This is a genomic window from Paraclostridium sp. (genome assembly GCF_051657365.1).
Taxonomy (GTDB): domain Bacteria; phylum Bacillota; class Clostridia; order Peptostreptococcales; family Peptostreptococcaceae; genus Paraclostridium.
On the sequence record NZ_JBOFKN010000032.1, the window covers coordinates 1 to 26,094 of the forward strand.

Consider the following 26,094-nt stretch of genomic DNA (forward strand, 5'->3'; position numbering starts at 1 on the left):
ATACAACTACTTTTTAAACTATATCCTCTAATATTTAATATCTAGTTTTAATATTTCTTATAATCAAATCTCAAACATATCTAGTTCAATATATTAATATCCCATATTTCATATATTTTTAGAGTATAAAGTTTAAAATTGATTTTAAACTTCATAATATAGTTGTATTAAATTATAAAGCATAATATAATATGAATTAATCAAAATCATCATCTACAAATTTCCATATATCTCCATAATCATTTCAAACATTAATTCATCAGAGAAATTTTGTGAATGTTTTATATTTTTAAAACACATTGTCTCTATTAACTTCTCATTTTTTATTAAAAATTTAATTTTATTACCTAACTCTATACAATCACTTTTATTTATAATAAACCCATTTTCACTCTCAGTAATTAATTCAGGTAAAGCTCCCACATCAGTCGCTATTATTGCATTTCCATATGCCATAGCTTCTACAGCACTGATTCCAAAAGATTCTATATGTGATGGTACAACTGTTATTTTAGAGTCTTTTAATAACTTTTTTTTATTTTTCCCATCTACCCAACCAGCTATTTCTATAATCTCACTTAGTTCATTTTGTTTTATAATACTTAAAATCTTATCAATTTCTCCATTGCCAGCTATAACTACTTTCCAATTATTATCTACAAATACATCTTTTATATAATTTATTGCTGTTATTAAATCATAAATACCTTTATATGTTACAATTTTACCCATGTACAATATAATATTTTGTTTATCTTCATATCTAATTTTTTTATTTTCTAATTTTATACCATTATATACTTTTGCAAATTTATAATCATAATTAGAAAATTCACTTTTTAATTCATTTATCATATAATCTGATACACTTATTACACTATTAGCTTGGTTAATCATATCTGTAATACATAATTTTAATAATTTATTTGATTTTCTATAATAATTAATAAAGTTGCCACCATGAATATGAACTATTTTTTTTGTTTTATTTCTAAGCAATTTAAATAGTATATATTTTCTAATAAAACTTCCATTTGATGCTACATGTATATGAACTATACTTCCTTTTTTAATAAACAATACAGTTATTATGCATTTTAAATATGTAATCAATTTATTAGTATCATTTGTTGAACTAATAAATACTTGATCATATTTTTTATTTAATTTTTCTGATAAGCTTATTTGCCTAATAACAGTTGCTATTCCTCCTTTTAAATTCATATCAGGACCTATCTGAAATACTTTTTTCATAAGTTTCCTCTCTTAAATTTATCTGACTTATCATACCATAAACTACCACAAAATATATACCCGCTAAAGGACTCAATAGAATATGTCCGCCTAAAAAAGATATCATTATAGTGATTAAATACATTAATGATATTACCTTATATATTAATATATTAGATTTCATAAAAATATATATAGACTTAATCATTGCTTTAAGTAAAGGTATAAAAATCATTAAAAACATAATAACACCATAAAAATATAAGATATCAAAAAAATCCATTTCTATCATACCATGACCTTCAAGAAAACTTCCTATAAAAAAAGATCCTCTAGTAAATCCAGTTCCAAATAAAAAATTGAACACACTATCATCCCAAAAATCAAATGCAGTTCTTAAAGTAACATTTCTACCACTAACTAAAAATGTCTTAAAATCTAATGTTTCTCTAAAATACTGTAATCTTGTTAAAATCGTTGAACTATATTCATCCCAAAAAAAACGTTTGAATATTACTATTAATATAACTATCGCTATAGCAAAAATAAATTTATTTCCTATTCTTTTATCCTTAAAAATTATCTCACAAATAAAAAATATTAATATTACGCCTAGTATAATTATAGATGTTTTGGTTCCTATATTAATAATACTTAAAGCTGATATAATTGTAAAAATACCATATTTAATCTTTTTATTTTCTATTATTAACTTATACAGTAAAAATGGAAATGTAATAATACAAACTGCCGTAAGATCATTTAGGCCAATATATAGCCCTCTAAACCCTATCCCATTATCATATGCGCCCTCACCTAATCCAATAATTTTTGTAATAACTAGTGAAATAGTAACTACTATATTTACAAAAACCAATTTATCTATATAACATTCAAAATTTATTCTATGCCTTTTTGCTAAATCATAAATTATAAAAAATAAAAACATATTATAATATATCTTTGAAATAAAAGATATTTCATCATGTATACGAATATTATATGAAAAATTCAATATTAACATTTGAAATAAAAACAAACTAATTATAAATATTAATTTTATTAAATTTTCTTTTTTTTGAATTACATAAATATACATTATCAAAATTAAAATACAACTTCTTATTAATATGCCTGGTGAAATATTTGTGATTAATATTTGGTCAAACACACCATTTAATAAATCTATAAATGGTGTCAATATCATTAAATATATTATTAACCTTTCATCACTAGCTCTAAAATTCTTACTCAAATTCATTTAACTACCTCGCTTAAATCTATACTTATGTAAGATGAGTTATTAGATTACTATGCTTTTTATATTCTATAAACTAGTTTTCCAGTATTTATTATATTTCTAGTATCGTAAACTATCTTATTATTTAATAATTGTTCGCTATTTTTAATTTCATCATGACTTACTAAAATTACAACTATTTCAGTATTACTTAAAAAAGTATCCATATCCATAACTTGATTTTTAAATTTCTGTTCTTTTATAAATGGATCATATATTTTAATACTATCTATATTATACTTTTCAAATATATCAAGTAATTGCAAAGTAGGACTTTCTCTCATATCATCAACATTTTCTTTATATGTCAACCCATATAATCCGACCTTAGAGTAATCTTTTATACTGTTTTCCTTCATTATTTTATGTATCTTGTCAAATACATATTGAGGCATTGCATCATTTACTTCTCTTGCTCCAAGTACAACATTAACTATATCTGGATAATCTCCAACTAAGAACCATGGATCTACAGATATACAGTGTCCTCCAACACCTGGGCCTGGTGTAAGGATGTTTACTCTTGGATGTTTATTGGCAATTCTTATAAGTTCATATACATCCATTTCTTCTCTGTTGCAAATTTTAGCTAACTCATTTGCAAATGCAATATTTATATCTCTAAATGTATTTTCAACAACCTTACTCATTTCTGCTGTTTTTATATCAGTAACTACTATTTCACTTCTACAGAAACTCTCATACCAAGATTTAACTTCCTCTCCCACTTCTCTTGAATCTGCTCCAATAGTTCTTGAATTATGTTCTAATTCATAAATCATTTTCCCTGGTATTATTCTTTCTGGAGCATGTACTAGATGAATATCTTCACCTATTTTAAATCCTTTTTCTTTTATTATAGGTCTAACAAATTTATCAATAGTTCCTGGTGAAATAGTTGATTCAATCACAAGGATTGTATTTGGTTCACAAACTTCTAACACTTGCTTAGTAGCTGCAATAACATAGTTAGCATCAATTTGCTTAGACATAGTCATATACGGTGTTGGAACTGTAATTATATATTTATTAGTTTTTTCATATTCTTTTTTAAATTCAATTCCTTTATTTAAAGCTTTATTAAATACTTCTTCTAATCCTTCTTCTTCAAAAGTTAATTTACCTTCATTTAAAGTTTCTACTAATTTATTATTTAAATCAGTACCTACTACTTCAACTCCATTTGCAGCAAACATTAATGCTGTTGGTAATCCTATGTAACCTAATCCTATAATGTTTAATTTTTTCATTTTACTTTACATCCCTTATATATATAAATTTTTTTCTATTATATTTAATATTCTTTCACAAGCTTTTCCATCCCCATAAGGATTAGTTGCTTGCCCCATACTTTTATATGCATCTTTATTTTTTATTAATTCATTACCTATAGCAAATATATCTGTTTTTTCAATTCCTGATAACCTAACTGTTCCAGCTTCTACAGCTTCTGGTCTCTCTGTTTCTGTTCTTAATACAATCACAGGCTTTCCTAAAGCAGGTGCTTCTTCTTGAATTCCTCCTGAATCAGTCATAATTAAGTAAACCTTAGACATTAAATTTGTAAATTCAACATATTCTAATGGTTCTATTAGATGTACCTTATCTATATATTTGTCAAAATATTTATGAGCTAATTCTCTTATAGATGGGTTCTTGTGCATTGGAAATATAACTTCTACATCTTTATTATTATCCATTAACTCAATCATAGCTTTGAAGATATTTTCCATTGGTTCTCCCCAATTTTCTCTTCTATGAGTTGTTAATAGTACAACTTTTTTATTAACAAAATCTATATTATTTAAAATTCCATCCTCAAATTTATGATTTTCATTAATAACCTTTAATAATGCATCTATTACTGTATTACCAGTAATATGTATCTTTTGTTTATCTACACCTTCTGAAAGTAAATTTCTTTCATTAATTTTGGTTGGTGCAAAATGTAATTCAGTAATCCCACCCGTTAATTTTCTATTCATTTCCTCTGGGAATGGCGAGTAAATATCATGACTTCTTAACCCGGCTTCTACATGTCCTACTGGTACTTTATTATAAAAAGCTGCTAATGCTCCATTTAGAGTTGTAGATGTATCTCCATGAACTAACACTATATTTGGTTCAACTTTTTTTATAACTTCATCTACCCCTTTAAGTACCTTATTTGAAATATCTATAATCGTTTGACCATGATCCATAATATTTAAGTCATATTTAGGATTAATATCAAATATTTCTAATACTGAATCTAACATTTCCCTATGTTGTGCTGTAACACAAACTATAGATTCAAACCTTTCATCTGCTTCTAGTGCTTTTACAAGTGGCGCCATTTTTATAGCTTCAGGTCTTGTACCAAAAACACTCATCACCTTAATCTTATTCATCTTTTATCACTCCTTCTATGATGCTGTTTCATCTCCAAATAAAACTCCTACAGTTTTAAATATAAGTTTTATATCTAGTAAGGTACTTCTTTCTTCTATATACTTAACATCTAGCTCTACCCATCCATCAAAGTCTATACTGTTTCTTCCTCCTACTTGCCAGTAACAAGTAAGCCCAGGCTTTACTGCTAGTCTTTGTAGTTGATATTCATCATATTGTTCTACTTCTCTAGGAATAGGTGGTCTTGGACCTACTAAGCTCATATCCCCCTTAAGTATATTAAATAATTGAGGTAATTCATCTATACTTGTTTTACGAATAAATTTCCCTACTTTCGTTATCCTTGGATCTTCCTTTATTTTAAATACTGGCCCTGTTTGTTCATTTAAATGTTGAAGTTCTTCTAATAATTCTTCTGCATTATGGACCATTGATCTAAATTTTAACATTTTAAATGGCTTAGTATATTGCCCACATCGCTCTTGCCCAAAGAATATAGAACCTTTTGGATCTTCTAACTTTATAAGTACGCTTACTATTATAAATATTGGTGATAATAATATGATTCCTGCTGATGCTCCTATAATATCTATAATTCTTTTTAATACTAGGTAACCGATACTCACATTGTTACTCAATCCACTTAGTTCTTCTTTAACGCTTTGCTCATCAAATTGAAAAGCAGCGCTATTTTCTGACATACAATCTCCCCCTTTAAATTTACTATGGAGTTTGAATGACAATACACTTATAATATATACAAGGGTATTTCATTTAAACCCAAAACTATTCATATACAAAAGTTCTTGGCGGTTCTTTGTATATACCAGCTATGCGCTAAATCTCTGATAAGTTTTAATGCATAGCTTTTTCATTTCCAATTACTTCTTCTTTCTTTTACCTTTATGTTTAGAACTTCTGTTTGTATCACTACCTTCGTAATAATAGTTATAGTATCCATAAGATCCACTAGCATCTTCAAATTTATTAAGCACAACACCTAATATATTTGCATTAACTTTTTCTAATCTTTCCTTAGCTATCTTTACCATTTCAACATCTACTTCCTTAGAACCAACTATTAACATAGTTCCATCAGCATAAGTAGATATAATTCCTGCATCCGTTATAATCCCTATTGGTGGTGCATCTATAAATATATAATCATAATGATCTTTTAATGACTCTATAAAGAACTTCATCTTCTTTGAACCTAACATCTCTGATGGATTTGGTGGTATTTTTCCACAAGTAAGAGCATGTAACCCCTTTACCTCAGTTACATGTACACATTCTTCAAAACTTTTTTGATTTGTTAATATTTCAGTAATACCATGAGTGTTACTAACATTAAACATTCTGTGTACTGTAGGGTTTCTTAGATCCCCTTCTACTACTAATACCTTTTTATCTTCCATTGATGCAAAACTAACTGCTAAGTTTGCTATTACTGTACTTTTACCTTCATTTTGCTGAGAACTTGTTACTACTATAGTTTTTATTTCTTCATCTAAGTTAGAAAATTCTATGTTAGTTCTTATAGTTCTGTATGCTTCTGATATAGGTGATTTTGGATCTTGTCTTGTTATTAACTTTCCTATCATATTATCTACCACCCTTCTTCATATTTTCATTAGGCACAACTCCAAGTATCGGTAGTCCTATATGTTTTTCTATGTCTTGTGGTGTTTTTATCTTGTTATCCATATATTCAAGTACAAATACTATGAATAACCCTATCATAATACCTAGAACTGCTGCTATTGCTATGTTCATAACCTTATTTGGTTTTATTGGATTTTCTGGAGCTATAGCTTTGTCTATTACTTCAACACTATTAGCCTTTGTTATTCTTTTAACTTCTTTTGTGAATACAGTTGGTATAGCGTTAGCTATATCTCTTGCTCTTTTAGCATTTGTGTCTTGAACTGTTACTGACATTATTTGTGTGTCTTTAACTGGAGCAACGTTTACCATTTTTGATACTTCATCATAATCCATATCTAAATCTAGTTTATCTATTACTGAATCTATTACTGCTCTAGATTTAATTATTTCTCCATAAGTTAATGTTAACTTTTGAGTAACGTTAAGTTGATCTCCTGTTATCATGTTGTTTGTTTCTTTACTTTGTTCTGTGTTAACTATTAATGTTGTGTTTGCTTCATATACAGGGCTTAATACGAAAAAGCTTATTATTCCACTTGTTATCATTGCAAGTACTGTTATTAATACAATTATCCAAGCCCTCTTTTTAATGATTTGAAAATACTCCCTTAAGTCAATCGTTTCTTCCATTTTGTCCTCCACTTTTCTACATATTAATATATATTTAATTAATTTACTTAATATATTTTCATTTTTTGACTTTTACTGCTATATAATACTCCTTTAAAAAGTGTTTGTATATATATTCTACAAACACTCCTTTTTTTCGACATTATTTTACATTATCGGTATTTTATTATTTTTCTTTAATCTTTATTTGTTTTTATTTATATGTTAATTATTTGTTATAGGTTCTGGACTTGGATTTTCAGGAGTTGTTGTTCCTCCAGATGAGTCTCCACCTGTGTTTCCTCCAGTATTCCCACTATTGTCACCGTTTCCTGTATCTCCTCCAGTATTTCCACTTCCACTGTTATTGTCTCCACTGCCTGTGTTTCCTCCGGTATTTCCACTTCCACTGTTATTGTCTCCACTGCCTGTGTTTCCTCCAGTATTTCCACTTCCACCATTATTATCAGGTTTTGTTGGTGGCTTTGGTGGTTTTATCGGTGGTTTCGTTGGTTTTGTTGGTTTTGTTGGTGGTTTTATTGGTGTTTCTGGCTTCGATGGTTTTTCTGTATTTTCTGGTTTTTCTATATTATTTTCTTTTGTATCTTCTTTGTCTTTTTTAGGTTCTTCTTTTTTTGTAGTTTCCTCACTATTATTTTGTGATTTAGACTCTGTTTGTGTGTTCACTATTACGCTATCTTTTTCTATTTTATAATTAACTAGTTTATTTTCTTTTAAAAAGTCTTTTTCTATATAAATTTCATTACCTTCATATAATGGCTTTGTGTTTATTGGAATTTCAAATCCATTTACTTCTTTTTTGTCTAATGGATAGTATTTTTCATCTATTTTTACAAATGATGAGTTTTTTTCTATTGTTACATTTTTACCACCTATAACTATTTGAGCTTTATCATTTGATATTTCTATTTTTCCTCCAGCTTTTTGAATTACCTTTTTAAGGGGTATGTATTCTATACTATCTTTTTTTATTATTTTTATATCATTAGCAAAAGCGATACTGCTTGTGCATAGTATTGCTACTGTAGTTAATCCAATTATCGTTTTATTTTTCATGCTTTATCCCCTTTCTTTTTATAGTTCTACTATTTCATTATGAATTATTAATTGTTTATCTTGTGATGTATATTCCCAGCTAGGGTTTGTGTTTTCTTTGCAATAAGCTTTTATTTCTAAGTTTTCTAAATCTTTGTTAGGATTTAAGTCTTTTATATTTTGACCCAAGAACTTCATTTGAGCTAATGCTTCTTCTGGTTTTTTTGTTTCTCTTAAGTCAAGTTCTATTGTTGTTTTTCCTTTAGATTCTTTTATTGATTCTACTGTATAGTATTGTGGTGTGTTTTCTATTTCTTTGTTTACTATATAGTAGTCTTGTATTTGTATGTCACTTTCCTCTGTTGGTGTTATAAGTGTCTGTATTTGATCTTTTGTATATTCAAAGCTATTTGCTTTTTCTTTGTTATCAAATAAATATATTTCAAATTTTTTGCTAGTATCTTTTACGATTTGATTAGTCAATTCAGATATTTCTTCGGAGTTTAAATTTCGTTTTTCTAGTACTATGAATATCGTCTTATTGTCTTTATCTTCTTTTTTTAATATTTCATAGTCGTTTTCTGATATTTGTGATTTTATATTTATTTGCTTTGATACGTAGTCACTTTCTTTTTCTTTTGCAGTTCCTTGCATAAGTGTAAACCCTAGAACTGCTAATACTGTCATTGTGCAGGCTATGGATATAATAACTTTTTCTGTGTTGTTTTTGTATTTCATCTAAAAACATCCTCCCTAATATTTCCTTTACAGATATAATATAACACTTTTACTTAATATATTTTGTATATTTTTGTCGAACATATAATTTTTTATAAATTCTACATTATTTTAAAAATACATAAAAATAGGATAGCAAACAATTTGCTATCCTATTTAAAATTCTAATTATTGTTGTGTAAAGTTTTTATAATCGAATATAAATTTGTGTAATTGTTCGTTGTTGTATTCTTTATCCCAAAGAATTACCCAACCTTTTTCTTTACTAATTATTTTACCATCTCTATGCCCATCTAATGGGAATTCAAGTTGTGCAAAGTTGCTAGTTTTCATTTTTAAAACCTTAGTTGCTAAGTTGAATATTTCCATTGGAGGTATATTCGTTTTAGTGTAACCTAGGATAGTATTTCCAAGTTCCATTAAATCTCCACTTGAAACAGTTGCTAGCTTGTCATAAGCCGCTTGAAGTACAGTTCTTTGTCTATTATCTCTGTGATAAGCATCATCTGCATATCTTATTCTACTGTAAGCTAGAGCTTCAGCTCCGTTTAAATTTTGCTTACCAGCACCATCAATTCCTGGTATATGACTTACTTCTTTAGGAAGTACATCAATTTCTACTCCACCTATGGCATCGATTATTTTTTCAAAAGAATCGAAACTAACCGCTGCATATTTATCAATCTTCAGTCCAAAGTTTTGATCAATAGTTTGAAGAAGTAGTGCAGGTCCCCCATAAGCATAAGCATGAGTAAGTTTTTCCTCGCCATATCCTGGTATCTTAACATATGTATCTCTTGCTAAAGAAGTTATTCTAATATCATTATTTTTTTCATCGATAGTAAGAATCATCATAGAATCAGATCTATTACCTTTTTCTAAGTTATTTCCATCAACTCCAGCCAGTAATATATTAGTTATACCATCTTTGCTTTCAACTTTTTGAATCTTTTTTTCTATATCCTTTGCAGTATCATGATCATACATAGAATTCAATTTGAAATAGAAGTATCCGAAAGCTACAAGTGGAACAGCTATGACAAATACAATAAGTCCTATAACGATCTTTTTAAAAGTACTCATAATATTCCTCCATTGTTAAGTTTTTACTAAATATATATTAGCACATATACATTTTAGTAGCTACTCAATCTTTTCTCTTTTATTGGTAGTTTTTTACCTAGTCATCTATATTTTTCAAATTAAAAAGGCGTATCTCTACGTTGAGATACGCCTTCATCTATTAAACAAACCCATGGCAAGGATTCCTAATTCAATCTACTTAGCAGTATAACCTGCATCTAGAAGCAACTTAACACATGCTTCCCCTTTTCCATCAGCAACAAGTACTATAGGACCCGTACAACCCATACCACTTTCTGCATAAATTCCATTTTTCCATAAAACTTTAACCGCATCTTCTAAATCCATAATATCTACACCAGCTATTTGATGAGTAACAACTTCCTTTTCAGGCATTTTAACGTCCTCATCATCATCTTTTTTAACTTCTTTTTTAGTTAAAGCAGCTATAATATCGTCATATTTAGCATTTTTAACATTTTTAAACTCATCCTTAGATACTTGAGTTACATCACCTTTAACAACATCATAAGCATATTTAAGTGCATTAGCAACAACTGGAGAACCAGATGCTCTTGATAATATTAAAACTTTTCTATCATAATCTTCACCTACACCAGGACCATAACCAAAGCCTGCAGCTTCGTAATCTCCACCAGTATTAAATGAAGAGAATACCTTCATAAATATATTACCGCTTAAAGTATCAGTAACCATGACATCAGGAGCACCGCATAATAAGTCATTTCCTCTCATTACACAACCACCATCAGCTCTAACAGACTCAGCAAAGCTTATATCATAACCATTAGCTTGTAAATCTTTTAAAGCCTTCTCTACCTGTCTAGCACCATCAACATTTAATATACCTACAGTAGGATTTTTCATTCCTATACTCTTAGCAGTAGATATACCATACACAGCATTTCTAACCATAGCTTCTATTCTATTAGTAGCACTAGTACCAGTAGTAGTAGCAAGAATCATCTCCTTACCTCTACCAGGAGTTACAACTCTACCAACAGTAGAAACACCTATAGGGAAGTTATAATGCATAGTAACACAAGCATCAATAAAACCTGAGTCTAATAACTCTTCCATCTTAGCATGCATTTGACTTTCATCATTAACCTCAACAACCTCAAGATCAGTATCAACCTTAGGTCCTATTAAAACTATATCAAATAAATTTGACTGAGCAAGATGAGCACCCTTTACTAAATTATCAGTACCATGCTCACTTCCTAAAGTAGTCAAACCAACTCTTACTTTCTTACCAAACTCGCCGCTTTCAATAGCATTAGCTATATCTAAAAAAGTATCAGCAATAATCTTCTTAGGCATAACAATTCCCCTCTCAAAGTGAATTTTTTAAAATTCCATCCGTCTTATTCTTTCTCTATTCTTTCCTACTCAAAATATTTAGAACTAGAAAGTAGAGTTTGTTATAAGGCATAAATAGTCAGAAGGCGAAGGTATAAATTTTGGGAGCGAAGGGAAACTTACTATTGCCATATCCCGGAAGCCCCAAAATTTATACCGAAGCCACCTATTTATACTTTGTCAAACTTTACTCTTCTATTAACATATCTTGAGCTAACTTTCTCATTGATTCTGCTATTATTTTTTTGATTTCTTCTTTAGAAACAGCAGCAGCTTCTTCTACACCTTGATTTCTCTCAACTATGAAAGAAACACCATCGAATAAGTTAGTCATTCTACCTAAGAATAAACTTCCCTTACCAACTACCATAGCTCTATTTTTATCCCCTGTAGTTAAATCATCTATACAGAAACCTATATAAGGAACCCCTGAAGGTATATGCCCTTGAGTTGGAGCCCAACCTGGTATACCTTTCTCACTTACAAAGCTCTTTAATTCTTTCTTATCTAAATCTCCACGCTTAACAGCAAGAGCACCTATCATCTTATAGTTAGCCTCAGGAACATCTCCAGCTCCAGCAGGTTTAGTTATATCTGGGTTTTGCATCTCAACTGAATAAACATCAACATCAGTTATCTTTAAGTTAGCTCTATCAAGACCAGCAGTTATTAAAGCAGTCATAACAGCTTGAGGACTTGATCCTGTTCCAACAGTATGCTTACCAGTTAAATCAGTTCTTATTATTGGATTAACACCATCATTTTCAGAAACTAAAACAGCAAATCCACCAACAACATCCTCTAAAACAGGAAGACCTTTTTTGATATGATCTTTAGCATTCATACCTAACTTAGCACTAGCACCACCAGCAACAACCATAACATTTTTATAAACACCAGCTTTAACTAAAGCGGCAGCATTTATTAAAGCATGAGTAGGAGCAGCACAGAAACCTCTAGTATCAGAACCAGAAGCATTTAAAAGTCCAGCCATCTCAGCTATAGACTTAGCGAAGTTTCCTCCACCTCTTTGGTTCATATCCCCACATGCCTCTTCAGAACACTCTATAACATAATCAACATCTAATGGATTTATATTATTTTTTCTAATTAATAAAATAGCAGAAACAACTCCAGAAGCCTTCACAACTAAATTCTCAAACATTGTATGAGCATTTAAGTTAACGTCAACATCATGAGCTCTCTTAACATAACCAACTAAAGCCCCATCATGGTATAATCCTTCAGCATGGTGATTTTCTATTAATTCACTTGCATCATCTATATTAGATCCCTTAACTTTTCCAAAGAATGGAGCAAGCTCTGGGTAATTATTTTCGAAATCAGGTTTTATATTATTAACAAAATCTTCTTTTAACTTAACTAAATCAAAAGCATCGCATATTTGCATCATTACTAAAAACTCATCTTGAGGCATAATCTCTCCAAGTTTTCCTTGTCTAGTACCTTCCATCTTGTGTTCACACCAAGGAAGAGCTATCTCTCTTAATTCCTCTGGTCTATTGTTTCCTATGTAAACTTGATTTGGTATATAATTTACAACTTCTTCGTAGCTTCTTATATGTTTAGTAATTTCTTTTAAAAATTCTGAATCTGGATGAGTCTCTCTCTCAACTGCACAAGTAGTACCATTTTGAACTATCATATCTGGCGTATGAACTAAAGCATAGCTTGCCCCTTTTAAAACTGGAAATGTCATTTTATTTACCCCCAATGTATATATGTTATTATTTTGGTATATCTAAAAAATAGATGGGTCAAATAACCCATCTATTTAGTTTTACTAATTTAACTATTCTTTTTATTATTCAAAAGCTTAAGTACCTGGCAACCAATTAAGCGTTAGCCATTATATCCTTAAGAACTATATCTTTTTCAAATACTGTTTGACCATCAACTTCAGTAGCTAAAGCAACTAAGCACTTCTCAACTAATTTTCTTCTTAAAGCTTTTTCCTCAGCAGGATCTAGCTTAGGATTTCCAAGTGGATGAGGTATAGCTATTGCAGGAACTATTCTATTAGCTCCAACAGTTAATGATATAGGTACTACTGTACAGATATGAACAACTGGAAGACCAGCTCTTTCTATCTCTTTTACCATCGTTGCACCGCAACGAGTACAAGTGCCTCAAGTAGAAGTTAATATAACTGCATCAACACCAGCAGCAATTAACTTTTGAGCAAACTCAGCAGCAAACTTCTTAGAACTTGCAACAGCAGTTCCGTTACCTGTAGTTGAGTAGAAGAATTCATGAAGTGAACCTATAGCACCTTCAGCTTCTAAATCTCTTAAAACATCTACTGGTAAAACTCTATCAGAGTCTAAGTTACAATAAACTGGGTCGAATCCACCATGAGCTGTCTCATAAGTTTCTTCAGTTAAATCATTAACACCAGCTATATTATACTCTCCATACTTAGAAGCAGAAGAAGATTCTATTCTATCTGGGTTTCCTTTAGGAACTATACCACCAGAAGTAACTAATGCTATTTTAGCCTTAGATAAATCTTTTATAGCAGGTTGTGGATCAACTCTATCAAAGTTAGGCATTGCATACTCAGTTACAAATGCTTCACCTTTTATTTTCTTTAATAACATATCTACAGCTCTCTTAGAACCTCTTTCTTTAGCGAAGTAGTTAACTCTTACTCCTCTTTGGATGTAACCTTCTTCAGCAGGAGATCCTATTTCTTCACCGTTAGCTAATTTCTTAGCTAACGTAGCTATCTTTGGAAGAGCCTTTCTCATACCAGCAGCAGAGTCAGCAGTCTCTACAATGTATAGATCTTTCTTGAACATATCAGCTCCTGGATTTTCAATGTACATTCCTGTTAAAGCTGGTATATTTAACTCATCTTTAACAAACTTAGTTATACTTCCTGCAGCAACCCCGTATCTTCCTGCATTGAAAGCTGGTCCAGCTATAAATAATTGTGGATTGAAGCTCTTAACCATACCTAAAACTTCTTGGCTAGCAGCATCCATATTTTCTCCGAAGTAGCTGTCCCCACAAACTACAGTTCCAACTATTTCAATATCGTCCCCTAATAACTTGTTTAATTGAACACTTATTGGAGGTAAGCTTTCAGCTATATGTGGCTTAGTGTCAGCTTTTTCTTCTCCACCAATTCCAGCGAAGAATTGGTTTACGTAGTGAACTACTCTTATCTTTTCCATCTTATCTCAACCCCTTTTGATTTAATTAGGCATTATATTTGCAGAATTGACCTCTTATACTATTCATCTCTTCTACAACTTCATCAACTTCAAGAACCATTTCCATCATACTTATTTGATCTTCATAAACAGACTCATCAAATAACTCTTTCATTTCTGGTTCAACAACATGATAAACAGCTAATCCTAACTCAACACCAGCAAGTGGTCCAGCGAAAGTTGGATCTCCAGCAGTTACTGTTTCAGCTGCAAGACCTGCAGCTTCGGCTTCAGCAGCACCTAGTAAAACCACAACATTTTCAGCACCGAATTTCTCAGTAGCATCCTTAACTCTGTTTTGGTTTTCTAAGTCCATAGCCCCAGCAGCAGTTCAGACAAAACATTCTGTTGAAGCGAAAACTATTTCAGTATTTTCTACAGTATTAACACACTCTTCAATCGCAGGTCCCGGAATTCCATCACGGTCACCTATGATTATGATCTTTTTATTACTTAATAAGCTCATAATAATTCTCCTTTTTTAATTTATTTTTATATTTAATCTCTAACCTATAGTTAAAGAATTCATTTCAAACCATATCTATCGGTTCAAATACTTAACATCTTATAGAATCTTTATACCTTGGTTTTAGGTTTTTATCTCACCCTCGCCCCGATATTGTGCCTACGGCAATTGTAGCGAAGTGACTTTTGAATATTTGTTGACGAACACTTCAAGTCCGCGTACTTTAGGACTTTGTGTGAAGGAAACAATGTTCAAATGGCACGAGCAACCCCCGCCTAGAACAACTCCTAGTATCCTTTTGCTGTTAAGAATCCGAATCCTGTTTCGTTTGTAGCTCCTGTTATTACTTGTATCTCAGCTTCTATAGAACCATCTTCTCTTAAAGATCCACTAGCTCCACCAGCTATAACATCAGCAACTTCAACATGTCCTATTACTCTATCCATCTTAGGAAGTACAATAACTTGGTTAGCATTTCCACCAGTTACAACAGCATCAGCCTTAACATCAGCATCAGCTAAAGATTGAGAAGCTCCATCTCTACCAGCATACTCATCAGTAACTATAACAGTTTTAACACCTTGACCTTCTATTTTCTTGCAGTTCATTATAAGGTCAGTATCAGGATTTCCAAATCCTTCTTGAGATACTATAACAGCATCTAATCCTAATTGCTTACATAATTTAGCAGTCCAGTTAGAAGATCTTTCCTTATCTGCAAGGTATACGTTTTCATTAGTTATGATAACCCCTACAAAGTTTATTTCTTTTCCGTGTTGTAAATATAAATCTTCAACAACAGAGTTATTCATATGAACATAACTTGGGTTCTTATCACAAGCAGAAACACAGTTACCACTTACTATAGCTCCATCCATTAATTCAGTTGGGTATAATAAAGTTGGTACTATTTGCTTAGCGTCAACTCCATAAACATATGTATCATGTAATAAACCTTGAGTTTGAAGCATATACACATATCCTACTTTTGGAAGTTCTGGATACTGAGCTACAGCTTCAAGTAATGGCTTAGTTTCATATTCTACAACTTCATCTGGAGTTAAGTTTCTAGCAACTTCTCCTAAATAAGTAGCAGCCTTGAATCCTATCATTCTAACAGCTCTCTCGTGGTCGTATTGCTTTAATCCATCTACTGGCTCAGCTATAACAACAACATTGTTTAACTTAGAGAATGGAGTATACTCAGCTCCAGGACCTTGCATATCTATTATACCTTCTTGGAAACCAACTATTTTACCAGTTGTAACAACTCCAACATTTTTAAGTGCATGAGTTCTACCTTCTCCAACAGTATCTACTTTAGATATAACACCTGGGAATATTCCACCCTTACCTTCAACTTTGACTCTCGGTTCTATAACGTCTTTAACTGGTATTATTCTAACACTTTCTCCAGGACGAACTATATCTAAATCTATTGATTTTATATGTTCATCTCCACCAATTACATTTAACATCTCTTCTTTGTTGATGTATAATACTGAATCTTTAACTTCTGTTACTTCTCCAAATTGCACATCTTTTATAAAGATCTTCCCTAACTCAAGACGCATATTGGCACCCCCTAATTTTTTGAACTTAATTTATTTTAACGAGGAGTTTATCCTCATTAATTTCTTATAAGTACTTCTTTATCATAGCTTCTATATTAGAAACTGTAGCATCATCTTTAGTTACTTCGTCTATTTTAGCTCCATCTTTGTAGATAGCTATAGTTGGAAGTCCTAAAACTTTTTGTTTTATAGCAACTCTTCTAGCTTTAGTAGTATCAAACTTACAGAACTTTATGTTTTCTCCATACATTTCTGCAAATCTTTCTATATCAGGTAATAACGCCTTACATGGTTCACAACCTTGACTCCAGAAATCAACTAAAACTACACCTTCAGCTTCTAACACTTCTGGATCAAATGTATCTTTTTCTAATGCTATCATTTCAGAATCCCCCTTATTGGATTATTATATATTTAATATATTTTTCAATATATTATTAGCTATTTAAATTTTTTAAAGTACCGCTCTAAGTAATGTCTAGATAAACTAAACATCATCCCCCGATAACCTTAGTCTAAAGTAATATTAGCAGTTAGTTACTTCTTCTTCGAAGTGTGCTTCTATATACTTTTCAGCAGTAACGGCTGCTATAGCTCCATCAGCAGTAGCTGTAACAACTTGTCTTAAAGATTTTACTCTACAATCCCCTGCAGCAAATACACCTGGTATATTTGTTAGCATATTATCATCAGTTTTTATGTATCCATGATCATCCATTTCTACTTTACCATCAAATAACTTAGTTTGAGAATCGAAACCTACGAATACGAATATTCCCATAGTTCCATCTTCTTCATCAGCTAAATATTCATTAGTTTCACCTGTTTGAGTATTTTTAAATACTACAGATTCAACTAATCCATCACCTTTTATTTCTTCTATAACAGTATCTAATAAGAATTCTACTTTAGCATTGTTTTGCGCTTTTTCTAATATAGACTTAGCACATCTGAATCCTTGTCTTCTATGAACTATAGTAACTTTTCTAGCAAATTTAGTTAAGTATAATGCTTCTTCTATTGCACTATCTCCTCCTCCAACTACGAATACTTCGAAATCTTCGAAGAAGTCAGCGTCGCATGTAGCACAGTAAGAAACTCCTTTACCTGTTAATTCTTTTTCTCCTGGGCATCCTATTTTCTTAGGAGTAGCTCCAGTAGCTATTATAACAGCCTTAGCTCTATACTCACCTTTTTCACCTTTTAATACTTTTATATTTCCATCTAATTCAGTATCAACTATTGAATCTCTAACTATTTCAGCACCGAACTCCCTACATTGTTCAACCATTCTAGCTATTAAACTTGGTCCAGTTGCATTTTCAACAGATCCTGGGTAGTTAGCAACTTCATGAGTTATAACTATTTGACCACCAGTTTTATCTTTTTCAAGTATTAAAGTTTTCATTTTAGCTCTTGCACCGTATAAACCAGCTGCAAGTCCTGCAGGTCCACAACCTATTATGACTATGTCATATAAATTTTCCATTATTACGACCCCCTATTTTTATTAATATATATACACCAAAGGTTATGCATACTGCATTCTTTGTATTGTATTTCTTATTATATCAAAATCGATTACTCTGAAATCATCTAAAACTCTTTCAGTCCATAAAGGAGTAGCTTTATTATTTTTAAATTTGTTTGCTGTTTCTATTGCATCTTCTATTAAGTTTAGTGAATTTGTGTCTAAAGATTTCCCCTTTTTCATTATGACTGTACGATATGGTGTCTCATTGGGTTTTACGCTCCCATAAAGCGGATGTGATAATAATTCATACCCCTCATGAATTAAATCTCTACAATGTGTTAGTGTTCCTATATAGTCTGTCTCTAACGTTAAAACTTCTTTATCTTTAACGTTTTCCTTAACTATAGGATTATTAGTGATTATTAACATAAGTCTACACTCACTTTCAATATTTCTTTTGTTAAACTAAAAAACAGGAAACTAAGTCCCCACTTAGTTCCCTGTCAAATTTCTTTTCAGAGGTCCGTCCAGTTAAAGTCCCTTTACCTGAGAATTTCACTTAAATCTTTTTGGGATGGATTTAAGTTTGTCCCTTCGGTCATCTCTAGTGTCCCCACAATAGAGATTGTCTCCTTCAACCTTCACACGGTTTAATTTTTAGTTTTGTCTTAGCCCCTTTGTTGCGTTTGTTGATTTGTATTTCTTAATTACATTATAGCCACCATGGTAAATATATACAATACTTTTTTTGATATTTTTTTAAGTTTTTTTGTAGTATTTGTCTATTTTTTGTCAAAGCATTGCTATTGCTGTATTCTTTGAGATAATCGTTTTCTCTCGTTTTTTGTATACAGTTCAGTTAATTCCCACGATTTATATTTATTCTAATATTTACTAAATATTCCTTCTTTTTATTTTTATTTTTTATTTATTTTTTTCTACCATATCATAGGTTATACAAACTGGCTTTTTAGTTCTTGGATCTTTAACTACTTCTGCATCTATATTAAAAATTTCTTTAAGATTTTCTTTTGTCATAACCGAATCTGCTTTTCCTTCACATACTATACTTCCCTTTTTTATACCTATCATATGATCTGCGAATCTAGCTGCATTATTTAATTCATGTATAACCATAACAATAGTTCGTCCTTGATTTTTATTTAAATCATATAGAAGGCTTAAAATTTCTAATTGATGAGCTAAATCTAAATAAGTTGTTGGTTCATCTAATAAAAGTATATCTGTTTCTTGAGCTAAGGCCATAGCAATCCAAGCCCTTTGTCTTTGTCCTCCTGATAGATCATCTATATTTCTATCTTTAAATTCAGATATTCCTGTAACTTCCATAGCCCATGCTACAATATCTTTATCTTCTTTATTAGTTTTTCCAAATCCCTTTTGATGTGGAAATCTTCCATAAGCTATTAACTCTTCTACTGTAAGTCCGCTCGGTGCTTGTGGGTTTTGAGGAAGTATAGCCATGTTTTTTGCAATTTCTGTTGGCTTTTCTTTATATAAGTCTTTTCCATTTATATAAATATTTCCGCTCTTTGGAGTTATAATTCTACCTAAAGTTTTTAGTATAGTAGATTTTCCACATCCATTAGCACCTATTATTGTAGTTATTTTACCTTTAGGTATTTCTAAGTTTAAGTTTTTTACAATATCTATGTTTCCATAAGATATATTTAAATTTTTAGTAGTTATAGAATTCATAGTAATTTCCTCTTTCTAGTTTGATAACATTAAGTATATAAAATATGGTACACCTATTATAGAAATAACTATTCCAACGGGTATCTCTATTGGTGCTAATAAGTTTCTCGATATAGTATCAGCAGCTAATATCATAAAAGTTCCTATAAGTGCTGATACAGGTATTAGTTTTTTATGCTTAGGTCCTACTAGCTTTCTTCCTATGTGAGGTGCTACTAGCCCTAAAAAAGAAATACTTCCAGCTACTGAAGTTGCTACTCCAGATAATATAACTGCATAAACTATTAGTTTTCTTCTTTCTTTTTCTACATTAATACCTAAGCCTGTAGATATATCATCCCCTAAATTTAGAGCATCTAAATATCTTGCTTTGTAAATTGATAAAGCAATAAATAATATTATAAAAGGTAATATAGCTATTACATATTTCCAGTTACTACCCCATATACTTCCCGAAGTCCAAGCCATAACTCTATTAAACTCTTGAGTAGTAAACTTTAGTTGAAATATTGTTAATACAGAAGTAAAAGCTATGTTTATTCCTATACCTATTAGTAATAGTCTTTGTGAGCTAATTCCATTTTTAAAAGCCAAAATATATATTAAAAAAGCTCCAAATAAAGCACCACAAAGTGCAACTATAGGCATAGTAAATATTGTTAAATTACTTACTCCGTCGTACACATTTCCGTTCATAAGATACATATATATAACTACAAAAAGTGCTGCTCCTGAATTTATTCCTAAAATTCCAGAATCCGCCAAATCATTTTTAGTAACTCCTTGTAGTATCGTTCCTGCTGTTGCTAATGCACTTCCCACTAATATAGCAATTACTATTCTAGGTAACCTAAGTTTAAAAATAGCTATTTCCTGGTTTCTTTGTCCTTGCCCAATTAATGTTTTAAATACATCTAATGGTTCAATAGCAAAAGACCCCATATTCAAACTTATTAATATAGTAATAATAATTAAAGTAAATATTATAGCGGATATTATTATAGTTTTAGTTTTTTTATTAGTTTTCATATTTATCTAGTTTCCTTTCTTACAAGATATATAAATACTGGAACTCCAATAAGTGCAGTTATTGAACCTACTGGTGTTTCATAAGGTGGATTTATCATTCTTGACAAAATATCACTATAAACTAATAAAATAGAACCTAATACTAAAGAACTAGGAATTATATACTTATAATCAGCTCCCACTATACCCTTGGCTATCTGGGGAACTATAAGTCCTACAAATATAATATTTCCAGCTACAGCTACAGATGCCCCAGTCATTAAAACAACTATTGATAAAGCTATAAATCTAACTAAATTAGTTTTTTGTCCAAGACCTATAGCAACTTCTTCTCCAAGACTTAAAATAGTAATTCTAGGAGCCATTATCATAGACATTAAAAATCCAAAACCTCCAACAATTAATAAAAGTTTAACACCTTCCCATTTAGCACTTACTAATCCTCCTGAAATCCAAAAACTTAACTGCTGAGACAAATTAAAGTACATAGAAACTGCCATAGCTAAAGAAACTAATAAAGTTCCTAGTGCGGTACCTGCTAAAGCTAGTTTTACAGGATCTACTTTTCCTCTTGATCTTGAGCTTATAAAATAAACTAAAATGCCACTAATACTAGCCCCAATAAAAGCAAACATCATAAGTCCAAAACTTCCAGGTGCAAATCCTGGCATCATCTTTTGAAGAACTAAAGCTATAGAAATCGTAAAAGTCGCCCCTTGTGTAATACCCATTACAGAAGGTTCTGCTATTGGATTTCTAGTTATTCCCTGCATTATAGCTCCTGAAACAGCTAAAAATCCTCCCACTAAAGCTGCCGCTATTGCTCTTGGTACTCTTACATCTCTTATAATTTTCGTATTTATATTATTTGAATTTGATTTTAAACTATCTATCATAGTACTTAAACTAATATCCTTAGCTCCAATAGATACAGATATAAAAATACCGATAAAAAGAATAATCAAACCAATTGTTATTAATAAACAAGTTGAATTTTTTTTACTTATCTTCATATTAAAACTTTACCTTTCCAAAATCACAATTAATATAATGTAAATTTCTCCTATTAAAAACAGGTGTGAAAATGAGCTTCATTATTCACACCTGTTATACTTAATTATTTTATTAACTCAGTTTTAACTGATTCTAATAATAATTCTCTCCCCATTGGGTTGTATGATTGAGTAAAGTATGGTGAAGCATCAAGTACAGTTACATTGTTGTCCTTAACAGCTCTTATTTGAGCCCATACTGAACTATTTTCTAAATCTTTTTTATCAGAATCCGTAGCTATAACAATAATGTGATCTGGATCTATTTCAGTTAAACCTTCCATACTAACCATAGGTAATGTAATACCTTCTTGTGGAGGCATATTCTTTGGTCTAGCTAGTTTCATATCGTCATTGACAATAGTTCCTAATCCCGCGTCACTAAATACCATAAACTGACCTTGAGATGCTAATACAGTTAAATAAGTTTGATCTCCATTTTTATCCAATACCTCTTTGCCTAACTTCTTAGCTTTCTCATCATAAGATGCTAACCATTTCTTAGCATCTTCTTCTTGATTAAAAATTTTAGCAACATCAGTTAACTTCCCTTTCCAATCATTAGCATAATCCTTAATCATAACTACAGGAGCAATTTCCTTTAACTGATCATAAATTTTTTCTTGTCTTTGACTCATTATTATTAAATCAGGGTTAGTTTCTAAGATACCTTCAACGTCCATAGTATCCATCATAGAATGACCAACAACCTTAGAATCTTTAAGTTCTTTTTCCATATATGTAGGAACCTTAGTTGTCTCATAAGAATCTACATTAGCCGTAGCCACAGGAGTATGTCCTAAAATTAGAAGTTCCTCACTACTCCCTGAAATATCTACAATTCTCTTAGGATTAGCAGGAATTTCCACCTCTCCCTTAACAGACTGAACCGTCCTAGTTTTTTCACTTTCTTTATTTGATGAAGAATCACTTGAGCATCCAGTAACAATACCTAAAGTAGCTACCACAGCTGCAAGTAACACTAATGACTTCCTTTTTCTCATGAATACGCCTCCCAGTTGTTTTTTATTTGTATTTGAAATTAATTATCACTTATATTTATTTTTTTATTATATCATAAGAATCACAATAGTCAACAAATTAATCTAATTTCCAAAATAAGGATGTATTCACTTTTGTCTCAATAAAAAAGATGGAAAATCTATAATATAGATTTTCCATCTTTTTTATTTTCTTTCCATCATAAAACTTTTAATGTGAGAGTGGGTAATTGTTTGTTGACGACGCACTTAAAGTCCGCTCAATTCAGGACTTTGTGCAAAGGAAACAAACAATTACCCACTCTCCACCCTTACAAGTTTTACTACATCTCTTTATCATTTAGTGATTTTAGGTATTCATCTATGCTTCCAATAACGCTACTAACACACCCCTCTTCAAAAGGAGAAATCAAGTTAGCATCTTCAACAATTCCTAAGAAAGACTTAGTACCACCAATCTTACAAATATTTAAATAATCTTCCCATCCTTTAACTCTATCAACTTGCATTTTCTTCCAAAATTGAAGCGCACAAATTTGAGCCAAAGTATAATCTATATAATAAAAAGGATTTTTAAATATATGGCCTTGCTTAAACCACCAACCACCTCTTTCTAAGAAGTCACTACCTTCATAATTTTTATGAGGCTGATATTTTTGCTCTAAATCTCTCCAAACTAATTTTCTCTCATCTTTAGTCATATGAGGATTTTCATAAATAATATGTTGGAATTCATCTACTAAAACCCCATAAGGAATAAATTTAATAGCACTTCCTAAATGAGTAAACTTATACTTATTAGTATCTTCCTTAAAGAAAAGTTCCATCCAAGGCCAAGTTATAAACTCCATACTCATTGAATGAATTTCACAACTTTCAAAAGTCGGGAAGTTTATATCAGGTATATCTATCCATCTAGACATGTAAACTTGAAAAGCATGTCCTGCTTCATGAGTTAAAACATCTATATCATCCGCAGTTGAATTAAAGTTTGAGAATATAAAAGGAGCTTTATAATCTGGTATATAAGTACAATATCCTCCAGCACCTTTACCCTTTTTAGTTTCTAAATCCATTAATTCATGCTCCATCATAAATTTAAAGAACTCATCAGTTTCTTTTGATAACTCAGAATACATAAGAATTCCATTGTTCATTATAAAATCTGAGTCTCCTTTTGGAGTTGCATTTCCACTGTTAAACTCGAAGTTTTCATCAAAATATCTTAACTCTTGAAGTCCTAGTCTTTCTTTTTGTCTCTTAAATAATTCCGATGCAACAGGAACTATATATTCACTAACTTGACTTCTAAATTTAGAAACCATTTCAGCGTTATAATCAGTTCTTAGCATTCTTATGTATCCAAGTTCTACAAAGTTATCAAACCCTAATTTTTTAGCCATTTTATGTCTTACTTTAACTAACTTATCAAATAATTCATCAAATTTTTCTTCATTTTTTTCGAAAAATCCGTAATAAGCTTTAGATGCTTTTTCTCTTTCATCTCTAAATTGAGAAGTCATAAAAGGTCCTAATCCTGAAAGGTTTCTTTCTTCTCCATCAAAAGGTATTTTAGCTGATGCTAAAAGCTTAGTATATTCTGATGCAAGCTTATTTTCTTCTTGTAATTCACTTATTATTTCTTTAGAGAAAGATTGTATTGAGTAATCTGCTATAGACATAAATTGCTTACCTAAATCTTTAATAAGTTCGTCTTTAAATTTAGATTCTACTATAGCTTTATAAAATAATGAATTTAACTCTTCGTAATGAGGTCCATTTTCATCCCAATACTCTTTTTCTTTTTCATAAAATTCATCTTGTGTATTTATGCTATATCTTATAGATACCAGAGTTGCCATAGATTCTATATGATTTCTTATTTTATTGATTTCATCAATATTTGTTCTAAGTTCTTCATAATTTGAACTTGCTTTCATATCTTTAACTAATTTTTCAAATTTAATTTTTATTTTATCGTAATTTGGTCTTTCATATTTGAATTCATTGAATTTCATTTTGTCACTCCTATCTTTAATTTTTTTCATTTTATTAGGTTATCTAAAAACTATTATCTTATGTAGTTTTTTAGTAAATAGTAATTTTTATTTTGTAAATTTTTCCTAATTTACTCTTTACGCATACTTTACCATATGAATAGTTGAAAATCAATTATAGTAGTGACTAGAACATTGATATAATTTTATATATAATATAAGTTGTATTTAATAAATTAAACAATATATTGGGAGGATTTTAATGTATAAACTAATCGCTTTAGACATAGACGGAACACTTCTAAATAGTAAGAAGGAAGTTACTAAGGAAGTTTTTGATGCAATACAAAGTGCAAAGGAAAAAGGTGTTAAGGTTGTTTTATCTACAGGGAGACCGCTTCCTGGCGTTCAAAAATTATTAAAAGAGTTAAAGCTTAATGATGAGGAAAATTATGTAGTTACTTTTAATGGTGGACTTGTTCAAGAAATTTCTTCTCAAGATGTTATTTCTAATATAGAGATGAGCCATGAAGATTTTGATTTTATATATAATGAATTATCTAAAAAGCATAATGTTAAAATCCATATAAATACTCCAGATGCTGTAGTTGTTCCTTATAAGGAAGCTCCTAAGTATAGTGTACACGAGTCTACTTTAAATAATATCCCTGTAATTTGCATGGATGAGTCTGAGATTAATTCTGATTTAACTTTCTGTAAGGTTATGCTTGTAGATGAGCCTGAGGTTATAGAGGATATCATAACTAAAGTTCCTAAAGAATTCCATGACAAGTATACGATAGTTCGTTCTGCTCCATTTTTCTTAGAGTTTTTAAATAAAAAAGTTAACAAAGGTTCAGGCCTTCAGGCTTTATGTGATAAGCTAGGAATCGATCCTTCTGAGGTTATTGCTGTTGGAGATGAGGAAAATGACAGACATATGATTGAGTTTGCTGGTCTTGGAGTTGCTATGGGCAATGCTAGGGATAGTATAAAAGATATTGCAAATCATGTTACTGATAGTAATGATAATCATGGTGTTGCTAAAGTTATCTCTGGTTTCATATTAAAATAAATTCGTG

24 protein-coding genes and 1 riboswitch are annotated in these 26,094 nt (G+C 30.6%); of the genes, 1 reads left to right on the plus strand and 23 read right to left on the minus strand.

Going from position 1 to position 26,094, the window contains the following annotated elements; all coding sequences use genetic code 11:
* Positions 1-213 precede the first annotated feature (213 nt).
* The 23 genes from ACRCYC_RS01960 to ACRCYC_RS02070 all read right to left on the minus strand — a co-directional run bounded on the left by ACRCYC_RS01960 (position 214) and on the right by ACRCYC_RS02070 (position 25,033).
* The gene (locus ACRCYC_RS01960) at positions 214-1,254 is read right to left on the minus strand and encodes a glycosyltransferase family 4 protein (protein ID WP_438617484.1); all 1,041 of its coding nucleotides are present in this window, start codon (positions 1,252-1,254) and stop codon (positions 214-216) included.
* Complete coding sequence (locus ACRCYC_RS01965) at positions 1,226-2,494, minus strand: O-antigen ligase family protein (RefSeq protein WP_438617486.1); 1,269 nt, start codon at positions 2,492-2,494, stop codon at positions 1,226-1,228. Before ACRCYC_RS01965 ends, ACRCYC_RS01960 begins: the two co-directional genes overlap by 29 nt.
* Positions 2,495-2,553: 59 nt before the next feature.
* Entirely contained in the window at positions 2,554-3,783 is a 1,230-nt protein-coding gene (locus ACRCYC_RS01970; RefSeq protein ID WP_438617487.1) for a nucleotide sugar dehydrogenase, read from the minus strand.
* A gap of 15 nt (positions 3,784-3,798) precedes the next feature.
* Positions 3,799-4,923: a non-hydrolyzing UDP-N-acetylglucosamine 2-epimerase gene (wecB, locus tag ACRCYC_RS01975; protein ID WP_438617488.1), complete on the minus strand. Its 1,125-nt coding sequence runs from the start codon at positions 4,921-4,923 to the stop codon at positions 3,799-3,801.
* A gap of 15 nt (positions 4,924-4,938) precedes the next feature.
* Complete coding sequence (locus ACRCYC_RS01980; RefSeq protein WP_438617489.1) at positions 4,939-5,625, minus strand: sugar transferase; 687 nt, start codon at positions 5,623-5,625, stop codon at positions 4,939-4,941.
* 180 nt (positions 5,626-5,805) lie between these two features.
* On the minus strand, positions 5,806-6,528 hold the full coding sequence (locus ACRCYC_RS01985) for a CpsD/CapB family tyrosine-protein kinase (protein WP_438617490.1): 723 nt from the start codon (positions 6,526-6,528) through the stop codon (positions 5,806-5,808).
* Position 6,529: 1 nt separating this feature from the next.
* The gene (locus tag ACRCYC_RS01990; protein ID WP_438617491.1) at positions 6,530-7,222 is read right to left on the minus strand and encodes a YveK family protein; all 693 of its coding nucleotides are present in this window, start codon (positions 7,220-7,222) and stop codon (positions 6,530-6,532) included.
* A 204-nt stretch (positions 7,223-7,426) separates the two neighbouring features.
* On the minus strand, positions 7,427-8,278 hold the full coding sequence (locus tag ACRCYC_RS01995) for a hypothetical protein (protein WP_438617492.1): 852 nt from the start codon (positions 8,276-8,278) through the stop codon (positions 7,427-7,429).
* An 18-nt stretch (positions 8,279-8,296) separates the two neighbouring features.
* On the minus strand, positions 8,297-8,995 hold the full coding sequence (locus ACRCYC_RS02000; protein WP_438617493.1) for a hypothetical protein: 699 nt from the start codon (positions 8,993-8,995) through the stop codon (positions 8,297-8,299).
* Between the two features lie 168 nt (positions 8,996-9,163).
* A complete protein-coding gene (locus tag ACRCYC_RS02005) occupies positions 9,164-10,078 on the minus strand; it encodes an LCP family protein (RefSeq protein WP_438617494.1) in 915 nt (304 codons plus the stop codon).
* A gap of 195 nt (positions 10,079-10,273) precedes the next feature.
* Positions 10,274-11,422: a glycine/sarcosine/betaine reductase complex component C subunit alpha gene (grdD, locus tag ACRCYC_RS02010; protein ID WP_438617495.1), complete on the minus strand. Its 1,149-nt coding sequence runs from the start codon at positions 11,420-11,422 to the stop codon at positions 10,274-10,276.
* Positions 11,423-11,648: 226 nt separating this feature from the next.
* Positions 11,649-13,181: a glycine/sarcosine/betaine reductase complex component C subunit beta gene (gene grdC / locus ACRCYC_RS02015; protein WP_438617497.1), complete on the minus strand. Its 1,533-nt coding sequence runs from the start codon at positions 13,179-13,181 to the stop codon at positions 11,649-11,651.
* Between the two features lie 136 nt (positions 13,182-13,317).
* On the minus strand, positions 13,318-14,661 hold the full coding sequence (gene grdB, locus ACRCYC_RS02020; RefSeq protein WP_438617498.1) for a glycine reductase complex selenoprotein B: 1,344 nt from the start codon (positions 14,659-14,661) through the stop codon (positions 13,318-13,320).
* 25 nt (positions 14,662-14,686) lie between these two features.
* Complete coding sequence (grdA, locus tag ACRCYC_RS02025) at positions 14,687-15,166, minus strand: glycine/sarcosine/betaine reductase complex selenoprotein A (RefSeq protein WP_438617499.1); 480 nt, start codon at positions 15,164-15,166, stop codon at positions 14,687-14,689.
* 287 nt (positions 15,167-15,453) lie between these two features.
* Positions 15,454-16,740 carry a glycine/sarcosine/betaine reductase component B subunit gene (locus ACRCYC_RS02030; RefSeq protein WP_438617500.1) on the minus strand — a complete coding sequence of 429 codons (1,287 nt, stop codon included), beginning with the start codon at positions 16,738-16,740 and terminating at the stop codon, positions 15,454-15,456.
* 64 nt (positions 16,741-16,804) lie between these two features.
* A complete protein-coding gene (gene trxA / locus ACRCYC_RS02035) occupies positions 16,805-17,122 on the minus strand; it encodes a thioredoxin TrxA (RefSeq protein WP_438617501.1) in 318 nt (105 codons plus the stop codon).
* Positions 17,123-17,266: 144 nt separating this feature from the next.
* Positions 17,267-18,229 (minus strand): thioredoxin-disulfide reductase, encoded by a 963-nt coding sequence (gene trxB, locus ACRCYC_RS02040; RefSeq protein ID WP_438617502.1) that lies wholly within the window; start codon positions 18,227-18,229, stop codon positions 17,267-17,269.
* Positions 18,230-18,271: 42 nt separating this feature from the next.
* Entirely contained in the window at positions 18,272-18,643 is a 372-nt protein-coding gene (locus ACRCYC_RS02045) for a GrdX family protein (protein ID WP_438617503.1), read from the minus strand.
* A 95-nt stretch (positions 18,644-18,738) separates the two neighbouring features.
* Positions 18,739-18,859, minus strand: a riboswitch (glycine riboswitch).
* 279 nt (positions 18,860-19,138) lie between these two features.
* Positions 19,139-19,933 (minus strand): ABC transporter ATP-binding protein, encoded by a 795-nt coding sequence (locus ACRCYC_RS02050; protein ID WP_438617504.1) that lies wholly within the window; start codon positions 19,931-19,933, stop codon positions 19,139-19,141.
* Between the two features lie 15 nt (positions 19,934-19,948).
* Complete coding sequence (locus ACRCYC_RS02055; RefSeq protein WP_438617506.1) at positions 19,949-20,962, minus strand: FecCD family ABC transporter permease; 1,014 nt, start codon at positions 20,960-20,962, stop codon at positions 19,949-19,951.
* A 2-nt stretch (positions 20,963-20,964) separates the two neighbouring features.
* Positions 20,965-21,975, minus strand: a complete 1,011-nt coding sequence (locus tag ACRCYC_RS02060) for a FecCD family ABC transporter permease (protein ID WP_438617507.1) — start codon at positions 21,973-21,975, stop codon at positions 20,965-20,967.
* A 104-nt stretch (positions 21,976-22,079) separates the two neighbouring features.
* Complete coding sequence (locus tag ACRCYC_RS02065; protein ID WP_438617508.1) at positions 22,080-23,018, minus strand: iron-hydroxamate ABC transporter substrate-binding protein; 939 nt, start codon at positions 23,016-23,018, stop codon at positions 22,080-22,082.
* 320 nt (positions 23,019-23,338) lie between these two features.
* Complete coding sequence (locus ACRCYC_RS02070) at positions 23,339-25,033, minus strand: M3 family oligoendopeptidase (protein WP_438617509.1); 1,695 nt, start codon at positions 25,031-25,033, stop codon at positions 23,339-23,341.
* 241 nt (positions 25,034-25,274) lie between these two features.
* On the opposite strand from ACRCYC_RS02070, the gene yidA reads away from it, so the two are divergent.
* Entirely contained in the window at positions 25,275-26,087 is an 813-nt protein-coding gene (gene yidA, locus ACRCYC_RS02075) for a sugar-phosphatase (protein ID WP_438617510.1), read from the plus strand.
* The last annotated feature ends 7 nt before the right edge of the window (positions 26,088-26,094 follow it).

Bases quoted from the DNA above. Each gene is read 5' to 3' on its own strand.
- ACRCYC_RS01960 (WP_438617484.1), bottom strand. From the start codon at position 1,254: ATGAAAAAAGTATTTCAGATAGGTCCTGATATGAATTTAAAAGGAGGA.
- ACRCYC_RS01965 (WP_438617486.1), bottom strand. From the start codon at position 2,494: ATGAATTTGAGTAAGAATTTTAGAGCTAGTGATGAAAGGTTAATAATA.
- ACRCYC_RS01970 (WP_438617487.1), bottom strand. From the start codon at position 3,783: ATGAAAAAATTAAACATTATAGGATTAGGTTACATAGGATTACCAACA.
- wecB (WP_438617488.1), bottom strand. From the start codon at position 4,923: ATGAATAAGATTAAGGTGATGAGTGTTTTTGGTACAAGACCTGAAGCT.
- ACRCYC_RS01980 (WP_438617489.1), bottom strand. From the start codon at position 5,625: ATGTCAGAAAATAGCGCTGCTTTTCAATTTGATGAGCAAAGCGTTAAA.
- ACRCYC_RS01985 (WP_438617490.1), bottom strand. From the start codon at position 6,528: ATGATAGGAAAGTTAATAACAAGACAAGATCCAAAATCACCTATATCA.
- ACRCYC_RS01990 (WP_438617491.1), bottom strand. From the start codon at position 7,222: ATGGAAGAAACGATTGACTTAAGGGAGTATTTTCAAATCATTAAAAAG.
- ACRCYC_RS01995 (WP_438617492.1), bottom strand. From the start codon at position 8,278: ATGAAAAATAAAACGATAATTGGATTAACTACAGTAGCAATACTATGC.
- ACRCYC_RS02000 (WP_438617493.1), bottom strand. From the start codon at position 8,995: ATGAAATACAAAAACAACACAGAAAAAGTTATTATATCCATAGCCTGC.
- ACRCYC_RS02005 (WP_438617494.1), bottom strand. From the start codon at position 10,078: ATGAGTACTTTTAAAAAGATCGTTATAGGACTTATTGTATTTGTCATA.
- grdD (WP_438617495.1), bottom strand. From the start codon at position 11,422: ATGCCTAAGAAGATTATTGCTGATACTTTTTTAGATATAGCTAATGCT.
- grdC (WP_438617497.1), bottom strand. From the start codon at position 13,181: ATGACATTTCCAGTTTTAAAAGGGGCAAGCTATGCTTTAGTTCATACG.
- ACRCYC_RS02030 (WP_438617500.1), bottom strand. From the start codon at position 16,740: ATGCGTCTTGAGTTAGGGAAGATCTTTATAAAAGATGTGCAATTTGGA.
- trxA (WP_438617501.1), bottom strand. From the start codon at position 17,122: ATGATAGCATTAGAAAAAGATACATTTGATCCAGAAGTGTTAGAAGCT.
- trxB (WP_438617502.1), bottom strand. From the start codon at position 18,229: ATGGAAAATTTATATGACATAGTCATAATAGGTTGTGGACCTGCAGGA.
- ACRCYC_RS02045 (WP_438617503.1), bottom strand. From the start codon at position 18,643: ATGTTAATAATCACTAATAATCCTATAGTTAAGGAAAACGTTAAAGAT.
- ACRCYC_RS02050 (WP_438617504.1), bottom strand. From the start codon at position 19,933: ATGAATTCTATAACTACTAAAAATTTAAATATATCTTATGGAAACATA.
- ACRCYC_RS02055 (WP_438617506.1), bottom strand. From the start codon at position 20,962: ATGAAAACTAATAAAAAAACTAAAACTATAATAATATCCGCTATAATA.
- ACRCYC_RS02060 (WP_438617507.1), bottom strand. From the start codon at position 21,975: ATGAAGATAAGTAAAAAAAATTCAACTTGTTTATTAATAACAATTGGT.
- ACRCYC_RS02065 (WP_438617508.1), bottom strand. From the start codon at position 23,018: ATGAGAAAAAGGAAGTCATTAGTGTTACTTGCAGCTGTGGTAGCTACT.
- ACRCYC_RS02070 (WP_438617509.1), bottom strand. From the start codon at position 25,033: ATGAAATTCAATGAATTCAAATATGAAAGACCAAATTACGATAAAATA.
- yidA (WP_438617510.1), top strand. From the start codon at position 25,275: ATGTATAAACTAATCGCTTTAGACATAGACGGAACACTTCTAAATAGT.